General features: G+C 66.5%; 25 protein-coding genes and 1 tRNA gene. 12 read left to right on the top strand and 14 right to left on the bottom strand.

The window, feature by feature from the left end; translation table 11 throughout:
• The first annotated feature begins 116 nt into the window (after window positions 1-116).
• Window positions 117-192, top strand: a tRNA-Arg gene (locus ACFULQ_RS19000).
• An 82-nt stretch (window positions 193-274) separates the two neighbouring features.
• Here the strand turns inward: ACFULQ_RS19000 and ACFULQ_RS19005 are convergent.
• The 9 genes from ACFULQ_RS19005 to ACFULQ_RS19045 all read right to left on the bottom strand — a co-directional run bounded on the left by ACFULQ_RS19005 (window position 275) and on the right by ACFULQ_RS19045 (window position 6,182).
• Entirely contained in the window at window positions 275-1,426 is a 1,152-nt protein-coding gene (locus tag ACFULQ_RS19005; protein WP_383545191.1) for a tyrosine-type recombinase/integrase, read from the bottom strand.
• On the bottom strand, window positions 1,426-1,608 hold the full coding sequence (locus tag ACFULQ_RS19010) for a helix-turn-helix domain-containing protein (protein ID WP_383545194.1): 183 nt from the start codon (window positions 1,606-1,608) through the stop codon (window positions 1,426-1,428). The genes ACFULQ_RS19005 and ACFULQ_RS19010 overlap by 1 nt, the downstream gene beginning before the upstream one ends.
• Entirely contained in the window at window positions 1,601-2,923 is a 1,323-nt protein-coding gene (locus ACFULQ_RS19015) for a replication initiator (RefSeq protein WP_383545197.1), read from the bottom strand. Before ACFULQ_RS19015 ends, ACFULQ_RS19010 begins: the two co-directional genes overlap by 8 nt.
• 120 nt (window positions 2,924-3,043) lie before the next feature.
• The gene (locus ACFULQ_RS19020) at window positions 3,044-3,292 is read right to left on the bottom strand and encodes a SpdD protein (protein WP_383545200.1); all 249 of its coding nucleotides are present in this window, start codon (window positions 3,290-3,292) and stop codon (window positions 3,044-3,046) included.
• Window positions 3,293-3,316: 24 nt separating this feature from the next.
• Window positions 3,317-3,511: a hypothetical protein gene (locus ACFULQ_RS19025; protein WP_383545203.1), complete on the bottom strand. Its 195-nt coding sequence runs from the start codon at window positions 3,509-3,511 to the stop codon at window positions 3,317-3,319.
• Window positions 3,512-3,526: 15 nt separating this feature from the next.
• A complete protein-coding gene (locus tag ACFULQ_RS19030; protein WP_383545206.1) occupies window positions 3,527-3,718 on the bottom strand; it encodes a mobile element transfer protein in 192 nt (63 codons plus the stop codon).
• Between the two features lie 14 nt (window positions 3,719-3,732).
• A complete protein-coding gene (locus tag ACFULQ_RS19035) occupies window positions 3,733-4,365 on the bottom strand; it encodes a DUF2637 domain-containing protein (protein WP_383545209.1) in 633 nt (210 codons plus the stop codon).
• 84 nt (window positions 4,366-4,449) lie between these two features.
• Window positions 4,450-5,826, bottom strand: a complete 1,377-nt coding sequence (locus tag ACFULQ_RS19040) for an FtsK/SpoIIIE domain-containing protein (RefSeq protein WP_383545212.1) — start codon at window positions 5,824-5,826, stop codon at window positions 4,450-4,452.
• Window positions 5,826-6,182 carry a hypothetical protein gene (locus ACFULQ_RS19045; protein ID WP_383545214.1) on the bottom strand — a complete coding sequence of 119 codons (357 nt, stop codon included), beginning with the start codon at window positions 6,180-6,182 and terminating at the stop codon, window positions 5,826-5,828. Before ACFULQ_RS19045 ends, ACFULQ_RS19040 begins: the two co-directional genes overlap by 1 nt.
• A gap of 184 nt (window positions 6,183-6,366) precedes the next feature.
• On the opposite strand from ACFULQ_RS19045, the gene ACFULQ_RS19050 reads away from it, so the two are divergent.
• Entirely contained in the window at window positions 6,367-6,720 is a 354-nt protein-coding gene (locus ACFULQ_RS19050; RefSeq protein WP_383545217.1) for a hypothetical protein, read from the top strand.
• Window positions 6,721-6,757: 37 nt separating this feature from the next.
• On the opposite strand, the gene ACFULQ_RS19055 is transcribed toward ACFULQ_RS19050, so the two are convergent.
• A complete protein-coding gene (locus ACFULQ_RS19055; protein ID WP_383545220.1) occupies window positions 6,758-7,549 on the bottom strand; it encodes a GntR family transcriptional regulator in 792 nt (263 codons plus the stop codon).
• 109 nt (window positions 7,550-7,658) lie between these two features.
• Between ACFULQ_RS19055 and ACFULQ_RS19060 the strand changes: the two genes are divergently transcribed.
• The 8 genes from ACFULQ_RS19060 to ACFULQ_RS19095 all read left to right on the top strand — a co-directional run bounded on the left by ACFULQ_RS19060 (window position 7,659) and on the right by ACFULQ_RS19095 (window position 14,680).
• Window positions 7,659-8,066 (top strand): NUDIX hydrolase, encoded by a 408-nt coding sequence (locus ACFULQ_RS19060; RefSeq protein ID WP_280900578.1) that lies wholly within the window; start codon window positions 7,659-7,661, stop codon window positions 8,064-8,066.
• 46 nt (window positions 8,067-8,112) lie between these two features.
• Entirely contained in the window at window positions 8,113-8,541 is a 429-nt protein-coding gene (locus tag ACFULQ_RS19065; RefSeq protein WP_383545223.1) for an ATP-binding protein, read from the top strand.
• Entirely contained in the window at window positions 8,541-8,915 is a 375-nt protein-coding gene (locus ACFULQ_RS19070) for a hypothetical protein (protein WP_383545360.1), read from the top strand. Before ACFULQ_RS19065 ends, ACFULQ_RS19070 begins: the two co-directional genes overlap by 1 nt.
• A gap of 93 nt (window positions 8,916-9,008) precedes the next feature.
• Window positions 9,009-9,482, top strand: coding sequence for a hypothetical protein (locus ACFULQ_RS19075; protein WP_383545225.1), 474 nt, complete (start codon window positions 9,009-9,011; stop codon window positions 9,480-9,482).
• A 248-nt stretch (window positions 9,483-9,730) separates the two neighbouring features.
• Complete coding sequence (locus ACFULQ_RS19080) at window positions 9,731-9,982, top strand: hypothetical protein (protein WP_383545229.1); 252 nt, start codon at window positions 9,731-9,733, stop codon at window positions 9,980-9,982.
• Between the two features lie 294 nt (window positions 9,983-10,276).
• The gene (locus tag ACFULQ_RS19085) at window positions 10,277-10,696 is read left to right on the top strand and encodes a hypothetical protein (protein WP_383545232.1); all 420 of its coding nucleotides are present in this window, start codon (window positions 10,277-10,279) and stop codon (window positions 10,694-10,696) included.
• Window positions 10,686-13,262 carry a tetratricopeptide repeat protein gene (locus ACFULQ_RS19090; RefSeq protein ID WP_383545235.1) on the top strand — a complete coding sequence of 859 codons (2,577 nt, stop codon included), beginning with the start codon at window positions 10,686-10,688 and terminating at the stop codon, window positions 13,260-13,262. Before ACFULQ_RS19085 ends, ACFULQ_RS19090 begins: the two co-directional genes overlap by 11 nt.
• Window positions 13,263-13,819: 557 nt before the next feature.
• A complete protein-coding gene (locus tag ACFULQ_RS19095; RefSeq protein ID WP_383545238.1) occupies window positions 13,820-14,680 on the top strand; it encodes a DUF7019 family protein in 861 nt (286 codons plus the stop codon).
• Window positions 14,681-14,905: 225 nt separating this feature from the next.
• Here ACFULQ_RS19095 and ACFULQ_RS19100 read toward each other — a convergent pair whose 3' ends face one another.
• Window positions 14,906-15,796, bottom strand: coding sequence for a hypothetical protein (locus ACFULQ_RS19100; protein ID WP_383545241.1), 891 nt, complete (start codon window positions 15,794-15,796; stop codon window positions 14,906-14,908).
• A 168-nt stretch (window positions 15,797-15,964) separates the two neighbouring features.
• Between ACFULQ_RS19100 and ACFULQ_RS19105 the strand changes: the two genes are divergently transcribed.
• Complete coding sequence (locus ACFULQ_RS19105; RefSeq protein WP_383545244.1) at window positions 15,965-16,120, top strand: hypothetical protein; 156 nt, start codon at window positions 15,965-15,967, stop codon at window positions 16,118-16,120.
• A gap of 397 nt (window positions 16,121-16,517) precedes the next feature.
• Here ACFULQ_RS19105 and ACFULQ_RS19110 read toward each other — a convergent pair whose 3' ends face one another.
• Window positions 16,518-18,275, bottom strand: coding sequence for an ABC transporter ATP-binding protein (locus tag ACFULQ_RS19110; protein WP_383545246.1), 1,758 nt, complete (start codon window positions 18,273-18,275; stop codon window positions 16,518-16,520).
• Window positions 18,276-19,221: 946 nt separating this feature from the next.
• On the opposite strand from ACFULQ_RS19110, the gene ACFULQ_RS19115 reads away from it, so the two are divergent.
• Window positions 19,222-19,470 (top strand): hypothetical protein, encoded by a 249-nt coding sequence (locus ACFULQ_RS19115; protein WP_383545369.1) that lies wholly within the window; start codon window positions 19,222-19,224, stop codon window positions 19,468-19,470.
• 2 nt (window positions 19,471-19,472) lie between these two features.
• On the opposite strand, the gene mgtA is transcribed toward ACFULQ_RS19115, so the two are convergent.
• Complete coding sequence (mgtA, locus tag ACFULQ_RS19120) at window positions 19,473-22,214, bottom strand: magnesium-translocating P-type ATPase (RefSeq protein WP_383545249.1); 2,742 nt, start codon at window positions 22,212-22,214, stop codon at window positions 19,473-19,475.
• Window positions 22,215-22,323: 109 nt separating this feature from the next.
• Entirely contained in the window at window positions 22,324-22,704 is a 381-nt protein-coding gene (locus ACFULQ_RS19125) for an ArsR/SmtB family transcription factor (RefSeq protein ID WP_383545252.1), read from the bottom strand.
• Window positions 22,705-22,719 lie beyond the last annotated feature (15 nt).

Genomic DNA, 22,719 nt, shown 5'->3' on the forward strand with positions numbered 1-22,719 from the left:
CGGCGGCGCCCCCGGGCCCGCTTACCCCTCACGCCCCTCCACCCCCGCCGCCGACGCCTCCGAACCCGATCTCCGAAACCCACACCCGCCCACATCCGCTACCCTGTCCCTGGTCGGCCTTCGTAGCTCAGGGGATAGAGCACCGCTCTCCTAAAGCGGGTGTCGCAGGTTCGAATCCTGCCGGGGGCACCAGCCAAAAGGCCCCGGACCGATCATGGTCCGGGGCCTTTGACATCCACATCTGACATCAACGCGGGTGGTCACTCACGACCGGTCACTCACGACCGGGCCGCCTCTTGAGCAACCGATCCATGTGGCTGATGGCCTCCCGCTGGGTGTCCTGCACGACGTGCGTGTACACGTCCATGGTGATGCTGATCTGACTGTGCCCGAGGATCTCCATCACGACGCGAGGAGCCACCCCGGCAGCGGTGAGCAGCGTGGCGCACCCGTGCCGGGCGTCGTGCAGCCGGATCACGCGGAGGCCGGCGGACTGGGCGACGCGGGTGAAGGAGCGGTACACGTTGCGCGGCTCGACGGGCCGTCCGTTCCGGGTGGCGAAGACGTAGCCGCCGTCATCCCACGACTCCCCCGCACGCTGCTTGGCAGCCACCTGCCGCATCCGGTGCCAGCGCAGCGGGGCGACGCACATGGCCGGGAGCGGAAGGGCGCGGTTGCGGCGGTTCTTGGTGTCGTCGTCGTAGAGGACCCCGCGCCTGCGCTGGGTCTGCTGGCGGACGTACAGGACGCGCTTGTCCAGGTCCACGTCGGTCCAGCGCAACCCGACGAGTTCACCGCGCCGCAGTCCCATGGCGATGGCGAGGACGAAGGCCGCGTACAGCGGGTCCTTCCGGGAGGCGGCGAGGAAGTCCAAGGTCTCGTCGAGGGTCCAGGGGCTCAGCTCGCGCGACGAGGCCCGAGGCGGCTCGACAAGGCCCGCAACGTTCCGTGTGATCAGCTCTTCCCGGCAGGCAGCGGACAGGGCCGTACGCAGCACCCGGTGCGACTCCTTGGCCGTGGCCGCTGTCGTCCTGTTCTCCAACTGGGTCAGGAAGCGCCGGACATCGGCGACGCCGAGGGATTCGAGCCGCTTGGAGCCGAGCATGGGCACGAGGTAGAGCCTGACGTGCGTCTCGTACTTGTCGTAGGTACTGAGCTTCCGGCGGGGCTTGACGATGTTGTCCAGCCAGTAGGGCAGCCAGTCGGAGAGCTTCGCCGAGCGGGTGGGCACGGGTACGCCCTGGTCGACCTTGGCCAGCAGCTCGCGGCGCTTGGTGTCGCACTCCTGCCAGGTCTTGCCGTACGCGAACTTGCGGGCACGGGTGCCGTCCGGCTGGAGGACGTAGACCGCGCACTGATAGCGGCCGTCCTTGCGCTTGGTGATCGTGCCGGCGCCGTTGGGGTTCCGCTTGCGTTGCTGCGCCATCAGGCCGCCGCCTCCAGTTCGTTGGTGATGTACTCGCGGACAGCCCGCGCCGGGATGCGACGGCACCGGCCGATGGTGATCGAGGGCAGGCGACGGGAGCGGATCAGGTCGTAGACCGTGGACCGCCCGAGCTTGAGACGCGCCATCACATCGGGCACCGTCAACAGCTCGTCGTCACACATGAGTTGGCTCTCCTTCTGTTCCGGGGGCGGGTTCGAGGGATGCGGCAAGCCAGGCTTCGGCGGAGGACAGACCAGTACCGGCGAAGACCCAATGTGCGAGGACGTACGTCGTGTCGGGCTCGGGCCCGTTAGCCGTGGTTGAGGCTTGGGCTCGGCGCCATTCGGCGCGGGCGTGTCGGAGGGCGCCGAGGGTGGTGGAGTAGCGGCGGGATTTGGTGGAGAAGTGGCCGCGGAAGCCGAGCATGTGGGCCCAGGCGCGTAGGCGGAGGTGTTCGAGGCTCCGGCGGGCGCCGAGAGTCCAGGCGGTACGAATGAGGTGGCGGGCGTGGTCGCTGATGTCGAGTTGGGCGAGTTCGGCGACGAACTTGAGGGGGCGGTCGAGGGCGCCGGTGGCTGTTTCGGCGCCCTTGGTGGCGTACTTGGCGATGTAGGCGGCGACGGCGCGTTCGGTGAGTTCCTGGCCGTCGTTGAAGTCGGCGGATCGGATGGTGCGGACGTCGAGTTGGCGGCCGAAGGTGAAGGTGTGGGTGCGGCCGTCGATGACCGGGCCGTCGACGCGGACTTTGGTCGCGGCGGTTTCTATGGCGTCGGTGAGGAGTTCGGCTGTGGCCCATGCGGGGGGTGGGGTGTTGCCGCCTTCCGGGCCGTCGATGCGGATGACTGCGTGGAAGTGGACGGCGCCGCGCTTTTGGTATTCGGCGACCTTGGCGAACGACACGCGCGCGTAGTCGCGGAGGCGCCGTTGTGAGAGGCCCGCGCGCTTGGCGACCTCCCGGCGGAGGTAGATCGAGAAGCGCCGCCAGAGAGCGCCCGCGTGTGCGTTCCAGAGAACGGCGGCTTCGTAGTCGTAGGTGTCGGGGTTGAGTGGGGTGCCGAGGGCTTCGTCGTCCTGGTCGTGGTGGAGGCCGCAGCGGCAGGGGCGGCCGTCGGTGCGGCGGTTGTGGACCGGGCCGAAGCCGGGGGCGGTGAAGGTGGCGAACACGCGGGGGTGGGTGCCGACCTGTTCCGGGGTGCCTTTGCCGCCGCGCAGTCCGGCGGTGATCAGGTGGAAGGTGTCGCGGCGGTAGACCTCGGCGCAGGCCGGGCAGCGGGTGGTGCGGCGGTTGTTGCAGCGGACGAGGAGTTGGCCGGCGGGGAGGCTGGTCGAGTCGAGGTGCTGGAGGATGCGGCCGATCTCTCCGGTGGCGGTGTCGACGTCGTATTCGGTGCGGTGGCCGTCGAGGCGGATGGGGTGGGTGCAGCCGCCGAGGCTGGAGAGCTGGCGGAGGATACCGGGGAGGGTGCCCTGGGCGGCCAGGTTCGCGAGTTCCGGCACGGGGGCCGGGGTGGTGCGGGTGAAGATGGCGTTTCCCTTCTGACTGGCTCGGTCGGGAGGAAGGCCCCGGGCGGCGTAATGCTTGGTCGTGTGCCGTCGCCCCGGAGCCCGGGCGTTGTTTCAGCGGCGGTGGTGGTCGCGGAGCAGGGAGCGCAGGACCACGGCGGCCACGGCTACCGAGATGGCCGTGACAGCAACGGCGGCCAGGAGCGCGGTGAGGACGACTCCACCGACGACCAGGGCGACGACCGTCTTCTGATCGATGGACACCGAGGGCAGCGAGCGGCGGGCGGGCGCCAGGTCAGTCGTTGCGGTGTGGGTGTGTGCGGGCGGCGGAGTGGGGTTGTCGGGGTACTTGGGCAGGAACACGGCGGAGACTCCTTATCTACTCGTCTAGACGTGCTGGCCATTTATGACGGTTACGCCGGAGCGGGTGCCGGATTCGATGGCGGGGGCGAGGAAGGTGTGGGAGAGCCAGAAGCCGAAGAGGGCGATCAGGACGACGATCCAGGTGCGGACGCCGAGGAACTTGATCGCTCCCCAGGCGAAGAAACCGAGGACGACGACGAGGGGCAGGCTGACGGTCACGGGGTGCGGGTCCTTTCAGCGGACGGGGCAGCGGTGGGTGCGGGCGGCGAGTTCGGCGGCGGCGCGGCTGTCGTAGTCGGCGGAGAAGTTGCAGCGTGGGGCGGTGCAGGCGGCGGTGTGCTTCTCGCGGCCCCGGCCGTCGTACGAGGTGGCGACCTGGACGGGGCCGATGCGGGTGAGGTTGCGGAAGCGGCGGTTGGCGGTCATGCAGGGTTCTCCCTTCACAGTTGGGCGGCGATGGCTTCGGCGAGTGGCGCCGGGACACCGAGGCGGGCGCGGAGGGTAGGGGTGTCGATTGGTGTTCCGGTGCGGGTGTGGTGATCGGCGGCGACTTTGCGGGCGTGGTCGACCAGGGCGGTCGGCACCGGAACGGGCGGGGTGGTCGGTGCTGGCTCGATGGCGGCGGGTTGGGCGGGCGTTTCGGGTGTGGCTTCGGGCTCGTCCTCCTGGTCCTCGATGAGGTCCGTGCTGTTCTCGTCGCTGTGCGTTTTCGTCGCCGTATGGGCGAGGAGGGTTCCGCCGAGGAAGGCGACCGCGGGCCAGCCCGCGACGAGGATGCGCAGCCAGGCCGGCACGTCGGTCATGTCGAGGAGTCCGGCGGTGGCGACGTTGGCGCCGAGGGAGGCGGTGAGGGCGATGACGAACCAGCACCAGGCCGCCGCTTTGGCCGTGCCGGTGCGCAGTCGGCGCCATGCGGCGACGAGCAGCAGGTCAACGCTGATCGGGTAGGCCCACGCCTTCCATCCGTCCTGTCCGGCCGCCATGGCAATGTCGTGGATGTGGGCGAAGGACAGTGCGGCGGCGATGAGCGCCTGGACCAACACCGCGTCGACACGGGCCAGATGGGCGCGCACGGTCCGGCTCCTTTCGGTTTCGGGCATGGCGGGGTACGGACGTGGCGTGAGGCGGTCACGCCGACCGGGTGAAGAGGGGGTGCGTCAGTCGGTCGCCGGGTGTGGCAGGACTGCCGGGGCCGGGGTCTCGACGGGGCGTACGGGGATGGCGGGCCGGAAGGGCTTGAGCGTGGCCAGGTCGGGCACCAGGTGCGCCGACTCGCGGCAGATCTCGGCAGCGTCGCCGAGGGAGAGGTAGGGCGTGCGGATGCGGGACCAGCCGCCGGAGGTGTCGCCCGCGACGGCGAGTCCGGGCAGTTCCGGGGCGATGGCGCAGGCGGCGGAGACCGCTTCCGGGGCGATATCGCCGAGAGCCATCTTGGCGGAGGCTTCGTCGTTGACGCGGTGGCACACGCGGCCGGTGAGCTGGGCACGGAGCATGGTGGCACCCTTGCCGAGTTCGGCACCGAAGCGTTGCCCGCAGACCTCCAGGTAGATGCCGGCCGCGCGGCCGAGCTGGGCGAGGCGGATGAGCTGGGTGACCATCTCGTCCCGGCGTTCTTCGTCCTTGCGGGTGGCGGTGAGGAAGAGTTCGGCCACCTCGTCGACGAACAGGACGACGGGGGTGGGCCGTTCACTCTCGGGCAGGCCCCAGATGTCGGAGGTGATCTCCTCGTCGGGGGTGTCGGGTGCGATGCCCTGCCGGGCCTTGATCAGGTCGTATCGGTCCTCCATTTCCTTGACCAGGGCGGGCAGGAGTTCGGCGGCTTCGTCCGGGTCGGTGGCGAGAGCGGACAGGCGGGCGGCGAAGGGCGCCAGTTCCACGCCCCGCTTGCAGTCGATCCCGACGAGAGCGACCGACTGTGGCGCCAGTCCGGCGATGAGGTGGCGCAGGTACATGGACTTGCCGGACAGGGTGGCGCCGAGGGTCAGTTGGTGGGGAACGGTCCGGTAAACCCGCACGAAGGGCATGGCGTCCTCCCGCAGGGCGACCGGCACCTTGAGGAACCCGGAGCCGGTCTTACGGGGCATGCGCACCCGCCGCAGCACGTCGTAGCCGACGAGCCGCAGCTCGACGACACCGGGCTTGACGGTGGTGACGTAGACGGCGTGAACTCCCCAGGCATGCCGCAGCCGTTCGGCCGAGGCGGCGACGTCGGCGGGTTCCTGGCCGGGGGCGAGCCGCAGCCGGATGCGCAGCCCGGTCGAGGTGGGCCGGATGATGCCCCGGCGGGGCGGGATCGGCCGGACCTCACGCCGGGTGGTGGCCTTGACGGCGAGGACCCGCAGCCGGGACGGGGCGACGGTCAGGCCGCAGGCCTCCATGACGGAGCTGTACGAGCTGAGCAGGCGGGCGGTGGATATCGGGCCGCCGACGGCGGACCAGTAGACGGCCGGGTACTTGGCCCGGGTGTAGGCGGTCCCGCCGCCGAGCGCGGCGAGGGGACCACCCACCTCCAGGAGCGTCGTCAGGTCGGTCATCAGGCGGTGGCCCCCATGGCGGCCGGGAACGCGGCCGGGGTGACGGCGGCGGCCCGGAAGGCGATGCCGTGACGCTGCTGCCCGTTGAACACGGACTCCCACGGCCGGGCAACGAGCCCCGGCAGCGAGACCGGAGCGCCCAGGTTCAGGCCCTCGGATACACCGCCCTCGGGCACGGTGACCTTGATCAGCGAGGACTGGCCGTCCTCGATGTAGACGACGCCGATCGTCATCAGCGCCTCACCGCTGACGGCGTCCTTGGCGATCTCGCCGGTCTGACGGTCGCGGACCTTGGGCTCGGGAGCCTCGGTGAGGAGGATCGTGGCGGCGGAGGTCTCAACACGGATGGTGCGCAAAGCAGTTTTCCTATCTACTCGTCTATACATGTAGCGATCTGCGAACCCCATCCCCCGGGCCCACGACGATCACCCTGCCATACAACTTGCCCACTCGTCTATACGAGTATGCATGACGGGGTGTACGAGTTCGGGAAGCCTCACGGACCGGACCGCTGTCAGTCCCCTGCGGCATGCTCTGCCCATGCTGATTGCGACCGACAGTCGAGGCCATGCGTTGAAGCACCCGTCGATGCCTGCGATAGGCACGATGCTCGCCGACCTGGAGCCTGGCGACCACATGCTCGTTGAACGGCAGGACGAGAACCGTAAGGGCGACTGGTACATCCAGGTCTGGTTCCGCGACGAGACCACGTACCAACTGGAGTTCCGAAACGGCGTCCCCGCAGAGCACTACCAGACACTGACCACCTCTCAGGAGAAGGTCGGTCAGACGCTCGTCGACTGGGCAGCCGACAAGCCGGACTGGCAGAGCGGCTTCACATGGGACAACATCGGCGCCATGTTCCCCACACCGACCACCGAAGCCCCGGAGTAACCCACTACCTAGAGCCGCACTCCTGACGATCATGCGATCAGGTCGCGGGGAGCTGGTACGACAGGACGTAGGCGTCTGCCGCCATGACCGTGTCGCACACCTCGACTGCTCGCCCCTCGGTGTCGAAGGCGGTGCGGACGAGATGGATGACGGGCACGCCGGAGGACAACCGGAGCGTCTTGACCTCATCCGGCGAGGGCATCCGGGCCCGGATCTCCTCCTCGAAGTGGTCCAGGCGGTGACCGAGTTCTTCGAGGCGGGCGTAGATGCCGCCGGGGCCGGGGTTGGGTTCGGCGATTTGGGTGCCGCGGGCGATGTCGAGGGGGAGGTAGGAGGTGGCGAACTCGACCGGTCGGCCGTCGAGGAGATAGCGGCGCCGTCGGGCGAGCACCCGCCGCACAGACCCGAGCCGGGTGGAGATGTCCTGACTGGCCTTCTCTTCCTTGACTTCAAGGCTGTCGACCTGGGGGTGGCTGCCGACCGTGTCCGCCTCGACGATGAAGGCGGACTTGCCCTGCTCGCGATGCCGGCGGGCGAACCGGTCGGAGGCGAGCCGCCGTACGGGTGGCCGGGGTCGGACGAAGACACCCTTGCCGTGTTCGGCGTGGACGAGTCCTTCCCCCTGGAGGATGGAGAAGGAGTTGCGGACGGTCATCCGGGATACCCCATAGTGGTCCACTAGCTCCGCCTCGGAGGGCAGCTTCTCGCCCTCCCTGAATCGCCCGCGGTCGATGGCCTCCCGCAGCTGGTCGGCGATCTGCCGGAAGACCGCACGATCGCTCGTGGGGTCGAGATCACCGAGTAGGCCGGAGGGAAGAGCAGGGGTCACGAGTGCACTCCTTTAGGTATCTAGACGTGTGGGCGAGTGTTGTTGCTACGGTGGAGAGCCTAGCCATCCGAGAGGGCCGAGGAACGTGAGCACAGAACGCCCGCACTCCGTGAGCGTGGCCGGAGTCGTCATCGACGACTTGGGCCGGGCCCTCCTGATCCAGCGCCGCGACAACGGCAAGTGGGAGCCCCCGGGCGGTGTCCTCGAACGCGAGGAGACCGTCCCCGAGGCCCTGCAACGCGAAGTCCTCGAAGAAACCGGCATCAAGATCGCCCTCCCGGCGACCCTGACCGGCGTCTACAAGAACATGACGGGCCTGATCGTCTCCCTGGTCTTCCGCTGCCAGGCCGCCGACGGCACGCCCACCACCGGCGACGAGACCCGCGCACTGCGCTGGGCCACCCGCGAAGAAGTCTCCGAGCTTGCCGACGAGGCGTACGCCATTCGCGTCCTGGACGCGATGGACGCGGCGTCTCCACCTGCCATCCGCGCCCACGACGGCGTGAAACTCGTCTAGCCCGAACCCGCTGCACATGGCGGCCTACCAGTGTGAAGGAACTTGTATGCACGAGTATACGAGTACAGCCCGGGTCTGGGGACTCACTTGCCCAGGTTTCCCGGAAGAGGTCAGCCGGGCCCGCCGCTGGACCCGCGACATCCTGCACGGATCGCCATGGGCAGAGGACGCCGAACTGATCGTGAGCGAACTGAGCGCGAACGCGATCCTTCACACGGCCAGCGGCCAGGACTCGGGCAGCTTCCACCTGGCCCTGGCGGTATCGGCCCAGGCCATCGCGCTGTCAGTCACAGACGACGGAGGCGCCGGCACAGCGCCGAAGGTCGAGCGCCAGGACCAGGACGCCGAGCACGGCCGGGGCTTGGGCATGGTCAGCGTGATCGCTCACCGGGTCCTGGTCCACGAGAGCGACGGCGGCCACACGGTCACCGCGGAGCTCTACACGGACCCCCCCGCGGGAGGTCACCCGTGCTGATGGACAAGCCGCAACGGGGCTACTGGTGCGAGTGCTGGACCCAGGACCTCACAGACGAGACGCAGCCGGTTCTCCGAGCTTCCTTCGACGCCTACTCGGCACCGCAGGCCGACAGATGGGTAGCGGTCGCGCTACGTACCATCTCACCGGCACTGGACCCCGACGCCTCCCAGGAAGCGTGGGAGTGGCTGTACCACGGCCGCATCACCACGAGGCAGGCCCTCCTACGCGCCGAGCCCTGCACGGTCACACTCACCCAGACCCGGACCTGCATCACCTGGACGATCCGACCCGTGGTCTTCCTACCCCTGGCACACCGACAAGGCAGCGAGTTGCCGCGCTGTGCACACGAGTTCAAGCCCCACTCCGACTAGCTAGGACTTGTTCGAGCGATCTCCGACGGAGCGGTGACTGACAGTCGAAAATCTCGTTGTCGAAGCTCTTATCGAGTGAGGTAGAAGGGCGCCATGGATACTGCCGTACTTGAACAGATGCTGGATGAGATCTTCGATCACGCTGTCGTGCACCACGGATACACCAACTACATGCGCGACTACGAGGTCTTCGTCTACGCAACGGCTGACCCCCGTACCGGCATCACGCCGTCCCATCTGAGGTATCTGTTCAGGTACTGCGTTGAGGCGCGGTGCGAGACGTCAGTGCCGGCGGAGACCTGGCGGGTGTCTTTGGACGACCGGCTCATCGACGACGAACCCGGTGCCGACCTAGACGGATACGTCTGGGGCGTGAAGTGGCACAGCCTTTACCCGGGAGCCAAGCTTCTCCCCGAGTCGGAGGCCACGCGACGCTGGTCGAACGCCCTCGGCATCGGCTTCCACGAGGTACGCATCGAGACCAACGCGCACAACCTGACCTTGCTCTTCTCCGACCTTCAGGTGAGCGAGGTCGCGGTTGGACATGCACCGTTCATCGCGGAATAGGGGTCAGCGTTCACGTGATCTTGTGATCGACGTGTGTCCGTGTCGTTCTTCCTGCCATGGGGCGGGGTGATCTGAGTGAGGCGGAGTGGGAACGGCTTCGGCCGTTCCTGCCCGTGTGATCGACAGGATTCCGCACCGGGTGCGGACCGGCGCGCAGTGACGTGACCTGCCTGAACCATTCGGGCCCTGGAAGACCGTCTGACGGCCCGGGTCTCACCTCCCGACAGTCCTCAGGCATGCTCAGCTGCATGAGCGCCTACAGCAGCGACCAGGACTTGAACGTCACCGATGCCACCGGGGAAGACGCCGAGGTAGACGTCGCAACCAACTTGCTGAACGGCAACGTGCGCCTGTCAGTGCTGTGGACCGATGTGATCTGCCTGCGCCCTGATGACGCCGAGCGCGTGGCGCACGCCCTCTTGAGAGCCGCCGAGCATGGCCGCCGTATCGCCGAAGCTCGAAGCGCAAGAGCGGACACCGATAACGCCAACTGCCATTGAGTTACAACTTTCTCTACTGGTTCAAGGCGGCTCGCTCCGCTCACCGCGCGCGGCCCGGCCCCCGGCCGGGCCTGCGCTCCTGTCTACGCCCCGCTCCAGCCCGGCCGGCGCCCGTGCCGCGCTCTTAAGCGGCAGCTGCCGACGCCCTCTGCGCCGGGTCCACGTCGAGCAAATTTGGCAGGCTGCCCGCCAACCCGCCCCACGCGAAGCTCATGACTCAGCAGATGGCCGGAACCGGTGGTGCCAGCGGGCAACAGCTGGTAGACCAGGAACGATAGAGCTACAGGGGGGCGTATGAGCGATCTTGAGGTCCTTCAGTTGGCAGCACCTGCTGCACAGGCACTTGTCTCATGCATGGTTACAGACACGTGGCTAGCCGCTAAGGAAAGGTTTGCCCGCCTTCTGGGCCGTGGCAATGAGGAGCATGAAAGTGCAATCGATGCCGATCTGGAAGAGTCACGTAGCGCTGTAGTCGATGGTGATTCCAGCAGCACGATCGCCACCGAAGTATGGAAAGCCCGTTTCCGGCAAGCGCTTCTAATCAATCCTGAAATGGCCCGAGAACTGCGTGACCTCCTAGCTGAGATCGAAACCCCCAACACACAAAGCCAAACGGTGAATCAAAGCATGGTAGCGCGGGATCACGCCGTCGCATTCCAGCAGGGTTCCGGCACGCAGAACTACTACGGCTCATCAGACACCAATGACCAGTGAAGCCGTAAACCAAGGATTGAGTAGTGGACCAGGGAAGCTAATCCACGCTCATGACCATGCAACATCCTTCCAGCAGGAACATGGCGTACAGGTCTACGTTGGAGCTGGGGGCGGGGAGAGTATTGGGGCCGCGATCACCCATGCCCGCCTCTCCAGTTTGAGTTTCTGGCCGCTCGTCGGGGAGGTGTCCGACCCTGTCAAGTGGGGTGTACATCCTGCACCAGCGCGGCAGCAGATAAGGTATGTCGAGTATGTAAGTCGCGACATAGATACAGAATTCCTGGAGGCACTCAAGCCAGGGCGCTTTATCTTGCTCGTTGGCGACTCAACGGCAGGGAAATCCAGGACCGCATTCGAAGCAGCTCAGCGCCTTCTGAGTGATTACCGAGTCCTAATGCCATTCGACGGCAACGAGGCTGCAATTGCCCACGAGTTGGTCCAGCATGACCCTAGAGTGCTTCTATGGCTCGACGATCTAGACGTTTTTCTTGCTCCGCCTGCCGTTTCTGTTCGCGTAATAGACGAGATCACAAACAGAAATGGGATCATTCTCGCCACTCTGCGAGCTGAGCGATTCAATGAATTGTCTCTCCGTCAAGAACGTTCCGCATTCGATACCGAGCGCCTATTGGTTCGGAATGCGCGCCAGATCATGAGTAGGGCCGAAAAGTTCTTCCTTGACCGCCGATGGTCGCAACGAGAGGTTAGCCAGGCCAACACCAGTTCCGACCCGCGACTCAAGGATGCAGTAAGTCACGCGGACGAGTACGGAGTCGCTGAATATCTTGCTGCTGGACCTCAGCTTTACGACGAATGGCGCAATGCGTGGTCTCCAGGAGCCCACCCTCGTGCAGCCGCATTAGTCGCTTCTGCTATCGACTTCAAGCGTGCAGGGATTAACAAGCCTGTTGGAATCGGAGTTTTGCTCTCCGCACACGAGCACTACTTGCGAGAAAAGGGAGGAGTGCGTCTCCGTCCGGAAACTTTCGAAGAAGCAATTTCGTGGGCCACTTCCCCTCTTCACGCGACCACCAGCCTACTCGTACCGTACGAATCGGGCACTTATAAGGCCTTTGACTACCTGGTGGACCGCGTAGCGAATTCGGAGAGTTTCATCGAAATTCCTGACGTCGTGTGGGATGAGGTCCTCGCAGGGAAACTCGAATTCGATTTTCATACGGTGGGCGAGTACGCCGCGAAGACAGGTCGCACAGACCTTGCAGAAAGAGCATACCGGCTTGCGGAAGGGTCGGACTCGCAGGGGCAGGACGCTTTTCGACTCGGTCACGTATTTTCCACCGCCGGCAACTATGACCAGGCTGTAAACTGGTACACAAAGTCTGCGGAAAATGGAAACATTCGTGCTCTCGCAAATCTAGGGTACGTCCATGTAAGGAAGCGTGAATTCCAGCAAGCCGAGAGATATTTCGGCGAAGCTGCCCAGAAAGGTGACGAAAAGGCAGCCCTAGGGCTTGCCACGCTTCTTCTCAAGCAACAGAGGCTTAACGAAGCTGACACATGGTGCTCCGTCGCAGAGGAAAAGGGGCTTGTCGACGCTAGCGTCTTGCGGGCAGACATTCATATGGCTAGAGGGAATATCGATCTAGCTGAGCCGCTCTACCTGAGAATGCGGGATAAGTTCCCGCACAAGGTGGCCATGGGACTAGGCCTGGTTAATATGGAGAGGGAGAAATACAGGGAAGCTATATCTCAATTCGAAACGGCTCTCACGGGGGGCGATCACGGGGCGCTTATTAGCATGGCTCGGTGCTACTCAGAACTGAACGACTACGAGGAAGCGGCATCGGTTACTAGACGCTACGTAAATGTGCACCCAGAAGACTCCACCGGTTACTTTAACCTCGCCTTCTATCTCCAGAGAATTGGCAACTTGGAGGAGGCAGAACTCAATTACCGGAAGGCGGTTGACCTGGACGATGTAAAGGCAATGACGAATCTTGCTAATTTGCTGTCGGACAGTGAGCGCACAGAGGAGGCAGAAGAGCTTTATAGTACCGCAATCACGAAGGGTGATTCCAAGGCACCCGGTGGCCTGGCGCACCTATATCGAGGAATGGGACGTTTCTCTAAAGCGATCAGCATTCTTCATGATCCCATTCGCGAAGGGAACGCAGCCGCTTTCAAGGAGATGGGGCGCGTGCAAGAGGATCTTGGTAGAACAAATTTGGCTATCCTCTGGCTCCGGAAAGCGGTGGACTTGGGGGACAAGAATGCCGGAATCCGCCTAGGGTATATTTACGAAAGGCGCGGTGAGCCAAAGAAGGCGACACCTTATTACAGGGTCGCCGCAGAGGCGGGAGATGCTCACGCCTACCTCCATCTGGGCATGATCTTCGAACAGCGTCGCGACATAGACAAAGCCAAAGAGCTGTACCAACAAGCCTTTGCTTCTGGGGACTTCGAGGCGGCGTCTAGACTCGGCATGTTGTACCTACGTCAGCATGACTGGCAGTCGGCAAAAGATTGGTTCCAGAAGGGTGCAGAAAAGGGAGATAAAGAATCCAGGAAAATTCTGATGCTAGTAACTGCAGGTAATGACAGTTGACTTGTTGGCTCGAGCCAGAGTCAGCCTCACACCTGAGAGCACCAAATCGAATGGGCCACAGCGGGTGGCAGCCTTGTCCCACGAAGCCACTGCCTTCTTCGTTCGACCAGGTCAGCGCCTGACTGTCGCGAATGGTCGCCCATTCCCGAGATGAGGGATCACGCCGTTGTCGCGGGCCAGCCGGAGCAACTTGCTGTCTGTCAGTGACGACAAGCCTCGATAGCGTGGCTAAGGCCGGTGGGGATACAGCGAGGCATACGCGCGCCTAGTCGTTCGGCGGCACCCGCCGCCGTGGCTGACTGTCGTCGGCTGAGGTTCGTGCCACTGTCGTGCCAGATGCCGCGGTCAGCCACGGTCGACGAGGGTGGCTCGCGGTTGAGTTGCAGACACCTCACCAGTCAGCGAAGCCCCAGGTAACCGGCACGACACCCCAGCCTCTCTCCTAAAGCGGTTTTGGACCATGCCAGTCAGAGAGCGTCTTGACCAAGGACGCCGCAACTACAGCTCCTTACTGGGATAGTACGTATGTGTCCGAGCCAGCCCGGTGGACGTGAACAATGACGCAGGGAGAGTTAGCGGTGCGCGGAGACGGTGTGGGCAGCTACTTGTACTGGTCAGATCGCCGTGTGGCTGCGATTGCATCTGACAACGGCATCAACTTCAAAGGTCGGTTTAACTGGGCGGTCAAGGCCGCCCCGCAGGGTGTTGGGGCAGAGGTCAGCAACAAGGACCGTGGAGACCAATCGCGCTTCGAAACGGCGCGCAAGATCGAGAAAGCCCTCGGTTCTCAAGCCGTCGTTGCCTTCGACGCACCGCCACGTGCCCGCTTCGCAAAGGGTGTTGGACAGGTCCACATGGCCAGGTTCACGGCGGGACCCGAGCGCGACAAGGGAGCACTTTTCCACATCAGGACGGCCAGTGTCAGAGGCCAGCAGGTCGATCTCGTGCTCTTCGGCAGCATGGACAACTTCCTTGGCCGAGTACTTCGTCCAGAAGATGCGCCTGAGACGGGTTGGTTCTCGTCCGCCTGGTACGCCATTGCCGAGTTGCTGGAGAGTCGAGGTAGAGAGAACACCTCGCAGTGGGACGATCCAGAGTCGCTGTCTGTCGAAGCCCTGAAGGTAGCGCTATACCAGGGGAGCTCCGGTGATCAAGGAGAGCAGGACGGCCAGCCCTGGACGCGTGGTTACACGCTCGGGCATACCGATGACAGCGAGTGGTTCGCCCAGATCTACACCGACGTTGTGCTGACCGAGGATCGCTGGCGCCTCAGAGGCAGCATGAGCGGGGCACAGCGAATTCTGGTTGGGGCTCCTGTCTGGGTGCGAACCGCCAGCCAGACATCAGTGACCCGCTACGCGGACCTACGTAGCCGGGCTACTGGTGCCGATCGTCGCCGTCTGCCGTTCCTTCGGTGAGCTAAGGGCAGGTTGGGCAGGACCCATGACGATGAGCTGCCGTTCGCCCTGCACCACAAGTGCACCAGATCAGGCTGGGAACAGCGGGGAATCACGGAAAGCAACGCAGCCGAGCCAGGACTCACCCCTGCCGTTTGCCCAGTTCAGCGGTCTAACCAACCGCAAATGCCCGCAGCTTCCCAAGCTGATGGCGCTCACACCGGTGCGAGATTGGGCCCCGGCCCATCACAGAGCGCTAGCGAACTCCGCCTGTGCTCGTGGGCTAGTCAGCAGCAACCCGATACTGAGGACCAGATCGTTCCCTACGCTGTTGACCTCTTCTTCCACCGTACGCTCAGAGAAGAGCCCCGATAGCGGACCATCCGTGTGCGCTGCGAGGACGGGGCGAAGCTCCGCATACTCTCGCTTGGACTGCTGGTACAGCGCCTTCGCGCGACCAAGCAGTTCTTCCGTCACGTGATTGCCCCTCAGCGCTTGCACGGCTGAGGCCAAGGCTGACGCCCTCCCCAGAACCGCCTCAATGGTGAGAGGCAGAGTGTGAGGACCAACCGCCCGCGCCATCCCCGTGATCCTGAAGACACTCGGTGGCTCAAACACCGCCCGCACGGCAGTCTCAAGTTCCGTACGGACAGTGTCGTTCATCCCTCCCCGGTAGCTGATGTCGGCGAAGGTCCGAAGCAGTCGGCTTCGAGCGGTACCCGAGGCCATCGGGTGGTCGAGCTGCTGAAGTAGCCCCCGGGCTGCCTCATGACACACCTCCTTACTTCGGGCACCGTCCCCGAACCAGGTCATCAATGCCTTGAGTGCTTGTCGGCGTGGAACCCAATCGTCGCCCCACCACAACCAGATGGTCAGCGGAATCAGCGCGAGCGCCGGCAGCTTCGGCGTCTCCTCACGCTTGGTCAGCAGGAGCAGGAAGAGCTTGCGCTGATTCTTGGAGTGACGCCCTGGGCGTGAGCCCCGCCCAGCTCCACGCCGACAGGGACGGTCTAAAAGTCCCCGCGCGATCCAGTCAGTAACAGTGCGCTTCTGGATGTCGAAGCCAGCTGCGCGTGCGTCTTCGACCATGTCCTCAAGGGTGCCCGGCCCGGTCACCGTCTCCCATGGCTGCTCCACGCTCAGAAATTACATCGGATCCATGCCAAGCGCGGTCCACCAGAAGCAGACGCGGAGGCGCGCTCCTCACTAACGTCTAAGACAGAAAGCAACCCCGCAGGCCAGAAGCTTGCTGGCCAGGCCTGCGGGGTGCCCACACACGAACCGACCTTCAGAGGAGGTAGTTCTATGCAGTTCGACTCTAAGGCTGTGAGGCTCGATCAGCCACGACTCCTTGCCCGTTACCGTCGCTTCCTGACGATCAAGATCGTCGGAGGGGCTTGCAGCGCACTGGGCACCATCGCCGTCCAGGCTTTGCTGTACGCGATCCAGCACCAACTCTGAGCTTGATGGGCCTAGCGCAGTGAGTGTCTAACTGCGTGACAACGCCGACGAACAGCGGCGGACGAGCGCGAACGTCTGCGGACCATCAGCACAGGTGAGAGGGGTCCCAACCCAAGGCACAGCCCCCACCCAAGTTGCTTCGGGACGAAGAGGTCGTGGGTTCAAATCCCGCCACCCCGACTCTGTGCAGAGGCCACGTACGGATTTCCGTATGTGGTCTCTGTCGTGCTTGGGGGCCGAACGAATTCGATCAGGCCACCACGCCTCCCTCTTCGTCGGCCTCCGCAGCCTGCTCGGGCGTGCCCATCTGTTGCGCGTGGTCTGGGGCTTCGGGTTTGAGGCCGCCTTCGACACCCTCGACGTGTATGTGATGTACCTGTGCAGAGAGCTGGGCGGGTTACAGCCTGCGCAGCACCATCGTGTTTTCCGGGAGCGGGCCGAGCAGCTGGGCGTAGGTGCCTCGGTGGGTGACCAGTTCGGCGTGGGTGCCCGTCTCGACGAGGCGGCCGCCGTCGACGACCAGGATCCGGTCCGCGTCCGGGGCCAGGCTCAGATCGTGGGTGATCATGATGGTCGTACGGCCGGACATCAGGCGGCGCAGGGGCTGGACGACCTGGCGGGCGGAGACCGAGTCGAGGCCCGCGGTGGGTTCGTCGAGGATCAGGACGGGTGCGGCCCGGAGCATCGCGCGGGCGATGGTGATCCGCTTGAGCTGGCCGCCGGACAGGGCCGCGGTGCCGGGGGCGATCTCGGTGTCGTAGCCCTCGGGGAGCGCGGCGACGAAGTCGTGGGCCGCTGCGGCGCGGGCCGCCTGCTCGATCTCCTCGTCACTCGCTCCCGGGCGGCCCGCCCCGATGTTCTCGCGGATCGTGCCGTTGAGGATCAGCGTCTCCTGGGGGAGCAGGGCGACCTGTTCGCGCAGGAACTCCAGGTTCAGGTGCGTGAGCGGGACGCCGTCCAGGGTGATCACGCCCGAGGAGGGGTCGTAGAAGCGGGTCGCGAGCTTGGACAGGGTGGACTTGCCGGCGCCGCTCGGGCCCGTGATGATCACCAGCTCGCCGGGCGCGGCCGAGAAGGACACGTCGGTGAGTGAGTCGCGGTGCGCGGTCGGGTAGCGGAAGCCCACGTCGTGGAAGCCGATCCAGCCGCGGACCGGCCAGGCGGGGACGGGTTCGGCCGGGTCGATGACCGACGGTCGCACGTCCAGGATCTCGTTCAGGCGCTGGGCGCCCGCGGTGGCGGCCGTGAGGGTCAGCCCCAGCTGGCCGAGGTTGCGCACGGGCGGGTACAGGTAGCCGATGAAGGCGGCGAAGGCGAGGAGTTGGCCGAGGGTCATACGGTCGGCCGAGATCTCCCAGACGCCCAGGCCGATCACGGCGAGCACGCACAGCGTCTCGACGACCTCGACGAACTGCTCGTACATCTCGCTGAGGCGGGCACCCCGGACGCTGGCCCTCATCCAGGCGCGGGCCTCGCGGTCCAGGCGCTTCTCCTCGTCCCGGCGGCGGTTGTACGCCTGGGTGAGCACGACGTTGCCGAGTGACTCCTCCACCACCGAGGTGATGGCGCCGTCGGCGAGCCGCTCGTCCTGCGAGGCCTCCTTGACGCGGCCGGAGAAACGGCGTGCGGCGAACAGGAACAGGGGCGCGAGGACGAAGGTGGCCAGGGCCAGGTCCCAGCGCAGGTACAGGGCGGCCGCCGAGTAGAAGACGGCTGAGAAGGCGGCGGCGACGGTGCCGACGACACCGGACACGACCATCTGCTCGATGGCCTCGACGTCACCGGTGAGGCGTTCGACCAGGTCGCCCCGGCGGTGCTGCTGGAAGAAGTGCGGGGGCAGGTCCTGGATGTGCCGGAAGACCTTGGCGCGCAGTCGCAGGACGAATCTCTCCGCGGTCCAGGTGGCCAGCGAGTTGCCGAGGTAGCCGACGACCGCGCCGAGCACGGCGACCCCGAGCCAGGCGCCGGCCGGGCCCCAGAAGGCGGACAGGGAACCGGCCTTCAGGGCGGTGTCGGTGAGTTCCGCGAACAGCAGGATCGCGGCGGTCTCGGCGAGCGCGGACACCACCACGCACGCGACGATCGCCGCCAGCCACCTGCGGTCGCCGCGGGTCAGCGGCCAGAAACGGCGGAAGGCCTCACGGACTTCCCTCATGACGACTCCCTCTCAGGCTCTCAGGCTCTCGGGTACGGCGGTCGCGGCGGGCGGGCGGACAGGGCGGAGGCGGGCCCCCGGTGCGAGACCCGCTCGCTCACCGGTGGCTCCGCCTCGTGACTTGGTGCCTCAGCCCTTGTGAGCGATCGGGCGGCGCTTCGGGGCGGCCTTCTTCGCCGGCTTCTTCTTCGGCGCCGGGGCGGGCTTGGCGGCCTTCTTGACGGGGGCGATCTTGTGGAAGCTCATGTCTGAATCCCTCACTGTCCTGGTTCTGCAACAGTTCCTCTACCGATCTGCTGCAACTACTTATGAATGAATGTGATTTACTTCAGTGAATTCTTTGTCAGCCCTTACAGGAGACCGGGCGGCGCTTCGGGGCGGCCTTCTTCGCGGGCTTCTTCTTCGGCGCCGGGGCGGGCTTGGCGGCCTTCTTGACGGGGGCAATCTTGTGGAAGCTCATGGTCACGTCCTTCGTTCGGAGAGTTTTCGCAGGTTTTAGGCAGCGCTTACCGCGATGGTTACTTGTGGCCGATGGGGCGGCGCTTCGGAGTGGGCTTCTTCGGCTGGGCCTTCTTCGGGGCCGGAGCGGCCTTGCGGGTCTTCTTCACCGGGGCGATCTTGTGGAAGCTCATCGTGTTCTCCTTTGCGTTTGCGTCGTTCGCTGTCGACATGGAAAACACTACGGCATTCCTGTCGCCGGAAAGGCCATCCAGCCTTAGATCTCGATAAGATTGAATATGCGGTGCCTGAGAATCGAAGATCTCGCCCGCTCATCGGAACCAATGCCTCACTGACACAGAATTTAAGGGCGGACATCTACGGACCGACCGCCGGCCCGGAGCCCCCGACGCGCACCCTGATGCCGTCCCGCACGTCCCGCGCGTCCCGCACTGATGAGTCGCGGAGTCCGCCGATCGGAAGATTGCGCAAGCTTTAAACTGTCGGCGTGGACGCAGCGGAGACAGTGGGGTCGGGTGGCGTGAGCGGGTGGGAAGTTGCCGTGCTCGATGGTGGGCCGGCTGACGGGATGCGGGTGAAGGTCGCTGATCGGCCTCGGGTGGTGCAGGTGACGTATCCCTGCCGGGCCGAGGGGGCGGAGGCCGGGGTGCGGGTCGAGGCGGTTTATGTCTATCGGCTCGATCACGGGGTGGGCGAGGAACCTCTGCGGTACGGGTTCGACATCGCCTGTCCCTGACCTCAGTCGGACGTCTCCTGCGATTCAGTCCTCGGGTTGCGCAAACGGCGGTCCTGGTGGGTTCTTGCCGTCATGAGGGCCGCGGCGTACAGGGTGAGGACCGCCGCCAGGAGGCCGTAGTAGACGCCTGGCAGGGGGCTCAGGCCGAGCGGGGGGCCCAGCGCCGACATGGGCAGGAACAGGCCGGTCGCGGCCAGGGTCGCCGCGGACCAGGTGACCGGGCCCGGGCGCCGGCCGCTCGTGCCGCGTGCGCCCAGGGACAGCAGGACCATCACCACGGCCTGGGTCAGCAGGTTCTCCGTGAACCAGCCCGAGTGGAACAGTGATTCGTCGTCGCCCGGGCCTCGCAGGGCGAAGGCCAGTACGCCGAAGGTCGCCAGGTCCGCCACGGCGTTCAGGGCGCCGAAGCCGACGATGAAGCGGAGCAGCGCCCTGGGGTCCAGGACGGTGGGGCGGCGCAGGGCGGACGGGGCGGGGCGGTCGTAGGCGAAGGCCAGTTGGGCCGCGTCGAAGCACAGGTTCTGGACGAGGACCTGGGCCGGGAGCATCGGCAGGAAGGGCAGGAGGAGGCCCGCGGAGAGCATCGCGATCACGTTGCCGAGGTTGGAGGAGAGCGTGATGCGCAGGTACGAGGCGATGTTGCCGCCCGCGTGACGGCCGGCGGCGACCGCGTGGCCGATCGCGGTGAGGTCCTTCCCGGCGAGGACCAGGTCGGCGTTGTCCCTGGTCACCCCGGCCGCGTCGCGGGGGGCGAGGCCTACGTCGGCGGTGCGCAGGGCGGGCAGGTCGTTGACGCCGTCGCCGAGGAAGCCGACCGTGTGGCCGCCGGCCTGGAGGGCCCGGGTGATCCGGGTCTTGTGTTCGGGGGTGCAGCGGGCGAAGACGGTCGTACGGCAGGCGAGTTCGGTCAGTTCGGCGTCGGTGAGGGTGTCGAGGTGGTCGGCGGTGAGGACGCCGGTCACCGGGATTCCCAGGTCACGGCAGGCGCGGACCGCGGTGCCCGGGTGGTCGCCGGTGAGGACCTTGACGGTGACGCCCCGGGCGGCGAGTCCGGCGAGGGCCTCGGCGGCGGTGGGGGCGAGGTCGTCCCGGAGGGTGATCAGGCCGCGGAAGGTGAGGCCGTGTTCGTGGGGTCGGGTCCCTGCGGGGCGTTCGGCGGTGGCGACGGCGAGGACGCGCAGTCCGTCGGCGGCCTGGGCCTCGGCCAGGGCGCGCAGGCGGGAGCGTTCGTCGTCGGAGAGGGAACAGCGTTGCAGTACGGCCTCCGCGGCGCCCTTGGTGATCAGGGTGTGCGTGCCGAGCCGGCCGGGGGTGCGGACGACGACGGTGGCCAGGCGGCGGGCCGGGTCGAAGGGGAGGGCCGTGACGCCGTCGTACTCCATGAGGGCGGCCTCGTCGGCGGCGGTGAGGAGGGCCTCGTCCAGGGCGTCGGGGGCGGGGAGGTCGGCGAGTTGGAGGGACCACCAGGCGGCGGCCGCGGCCCAGCGCAGTACCTCGGGGTCGTCGTGGCCCTCGGCGTCGAGCGCGCGGTGGACGACCGGGCGGTCCTGGGTGAGGGTGCCGGTCTTGTCGACGCACAGGACGTCCATGGCGCCGATGTCATGCAGGGCGGGGAGCCGTCGGACGATCACGTCGTGGCTGCGGGCGAGCAGGGCGGCGCCGCGGGCCAGGCAGGTCGTGACCAGGACCGGGAGCATCTCGGGGGTCAGGCCCACCGCCACCGCGACGGCGAAGGGGAGGGTCTCCAGGCCCCGGCCGCGGAGGGCGGCGTTCGCCATGAGGACGAGGGGCGGGGTCAGCAGGGCGAAGCGGATCAGGATCCAGGAGACGCCCTGGACGGAGCGTTCGAAGGTGGTCGCCGGGGGTTTTCCGGTGCGGCGGTGCGCCGCGGCAAAACGGGTGTCGGCGCCGGTCGCGGTGACGACGGCGGTGGCGCTGCCTGCGGCGACGCTGGTGCCCTGGAAGCAGAGGTGGGGGTGGTGGAAGGCGGCGGTGCCCTTGAGTTCGGACCCGTCGGGCTCGGTGGGCCCGGCCGGCTCGGCCGGCTCGGGGTCAGCGGGGTCGTGCTCCGCGGCGGACTTCGGCACCGGGGCCGACTCTCCGGTCAGGGCGGCCTGGTGGACGGTGAGTCCGGCCGAGCGCAGCAGTCGTACGTCCGCGGGGACCAGGTCGCCCGGGCCCAGCCGTACGACGTCGCCGGGGACGAGTTCCTCGACCGGGATCTCGCGGGTTGCGGGGGCGGCGTCCTCGTCGGTCCGGCGCTGGACGGTCGCCGTGGTGGCCACCAGGTGGCGCAGGGCCGCGGTGGAGCGGTCGGCGCGGTGTTCGCCGGAGGCGCGCAGGACACAGCTGACGACGACCAGCAGGAGGATCACCGCGGCGGTGCCCCAGGCGTAGACGGCGGCCGACACCAGTCCCAGGCAGAGCAGTACCGCGGTGAAGGGGTCACGCGCGCTCCGGGCGAACAGCCGGGCCCAGGACGGGTCCCGGGCGTCCGGCACCTGGTTCTCCCCGAACCGGGCCAGCCGCGACTCGGCCTGGGCCTCGGTCAGACCTCGGGGGCCGGTGTCGAGACGACGGAAGGTTTCGAGGAGCGTTGCGGTGAGGGGCGCGGAGAGGGCGAGTTCGGGGGCGGGTCCGGAAGGGGGGTCGGCCGGATCGGCGTCCGTTGCGGTTCCGCCCGCAGCGGGGAGAACGCGAAGCGCCGGAGAGGTGGGTGGAGCGGAGTCCGGAGGGGGGCTCAACGCCCCCACCCGACCCGTCTCACCAGGCACCCCCGGCCCAGGCTTCCGCCCGGGGACCGTGTCTTCAGGCCGGGGCTTCGGTGTGGGGGCGGGGCCGGCCTTCGGGTGGTCAGACACCGGCCTCGTGGAGTCGGGGCGGGGTCGGGGTGGCGGTTTCGCGGGCGGTCAGTTGGCCGAGCATGACGCGGACGACGGTCACGATGTCGGGGTCGTCGACGTAGTAGACCTGTCGGCGGCCCTCACGGCGGGAACGGACCAGCCCGGCGAGCTTCAGTTTCGCCAGGTGCTGGCTGACCGCGGGGAGCGCGCCGCCCACCCGGTCGGCGAGGTGGGTGACATCGCTCTCGCCCTGGGACAGCGCCCACATGAGGTGCAGCCGGGCCGAGGAGGCGAGGAGTCCGAACGCGGCGGCCGCCTCCGTGAGCACCTCCGCCGAGGGGTCCTGAATTCCGCCGACGACTCCGCCGACGATCCCGACGCCCTTCGCCACAGCCCGCTCCCGTCC

It is taken from the genome of Streptomyces sp. NPDC057253, assembly GCF_042669125.1.
Lineage (GTDB): Bacteria > Actinomycetota > Actinomycetes > Streptomycetales > Streptomycetaceae > Streptomyces.

Excerpts from the sequence above, each read along its gene's own strand:
- ACFULQ_RS19040 (WP_383545212.1), bottom strand. The coding sequence starts at position 5,826 with ATGACCGACCTGACGACGCTCCTGGAGGTGGGTGGTCCCCTCGCCGCG.
- ACFULQ_RS19030 (WP_383545206.1), bottom strand. The coding sequence starts at position 3,718 with ATGACCGCCAACCGCCGCTTCCGCAACCTCACCCGCATCGGCCCCGTC.
- ACFULQ_RS19050 (WP_383545217.1), top strand. The coding sequence starts at position 6,367 with ATGCTGATTGCGACCGACAGTCGAGGCCATGCGTTGAAGCACCCGTCG.
- ACFULQ_RS19090 (WP_383545235.1), top strand. The coding sequence starts at position 10,686 with ATGACCAGTGAAGCCGTAAACCAAGGATTGAGTAGTGGACCAGGGAAG.
- ACFULQ_RS19075 (WP_383545225.1), top strand. The coding sequence starts at position 9,009 with ATGGATACTGCCGTACTTGAACAGATGCTGGATGAGATCTTCGATCAC.
- ACFULQ_RS19105 (WP_383545244.1), top strand. The coding sequence starts at position 15,965 with ATGCAGTTCGACTCTAAGGCTGTGAGGCTCGATCAGCCACGACTCCTT.
- ACFULQ_RS19095 (WP_383545238.1), top strand. The coding sequence starts at position 13,820 with ATGACGCAGGGAGAGTTAGCGGTGCGCGGAGACGGTGTGGGCAGCTAC.
- ACFULQ_RS19010 (WP_383545194.1), bottom strand. The coding sequence starts at position 1,608 with ATGTGTGACGACGAGCTGTTGACGGTGCCCGATGTGATGGCGCGTCTC.
- ACFULQ_RS19070 (WP_383545360.1), top strand. The coding sequence starts at position 8,541 with ATGGACAAGCCGCAACGGGGCTACTGGTGCGAGTGCTGGACCCAGGAC.
- ACFULQ_RS19080 (WP_383545229.1), top strand. The coding sequence starts at position 9,731 with ATGAGCGCCTACAGCAGCGACCAGGACTTGAACGTCACCGATGCCACC.
- ACFULQ_RS19085 (WP_383545232.1), top strand. The coding sequence starts at position 10,277 with ATGAGCGATCTTGAGGTCCTTCAGTTGGCAGCACCTGCTGCACAGGCA.
- ACFULQ_RS19005 (WP_383545191.1), bottom strand. The coding sequence starts at position 1,426 with ATGGCGCAGCAACGCAAGCGGAACCCCAACGGCGCCGGCACGATCACC.
- ACFULQ_RS19110 (WP_383545246.1), bottom strand. The coding sequence starts at position 18,275 with ATGAGGGAAGTCCGTGAGGCCTTCCGCCGTTTCTGGCCGCTGACCCGC.
- ACFULQ_RS19065 (WP_383545223.1), top strand. The coding sequence starts at position 8,113 with ATGCACGAGTATACGAGTACAGCCCGGGTCTGGGGACTCACTTGCCCA.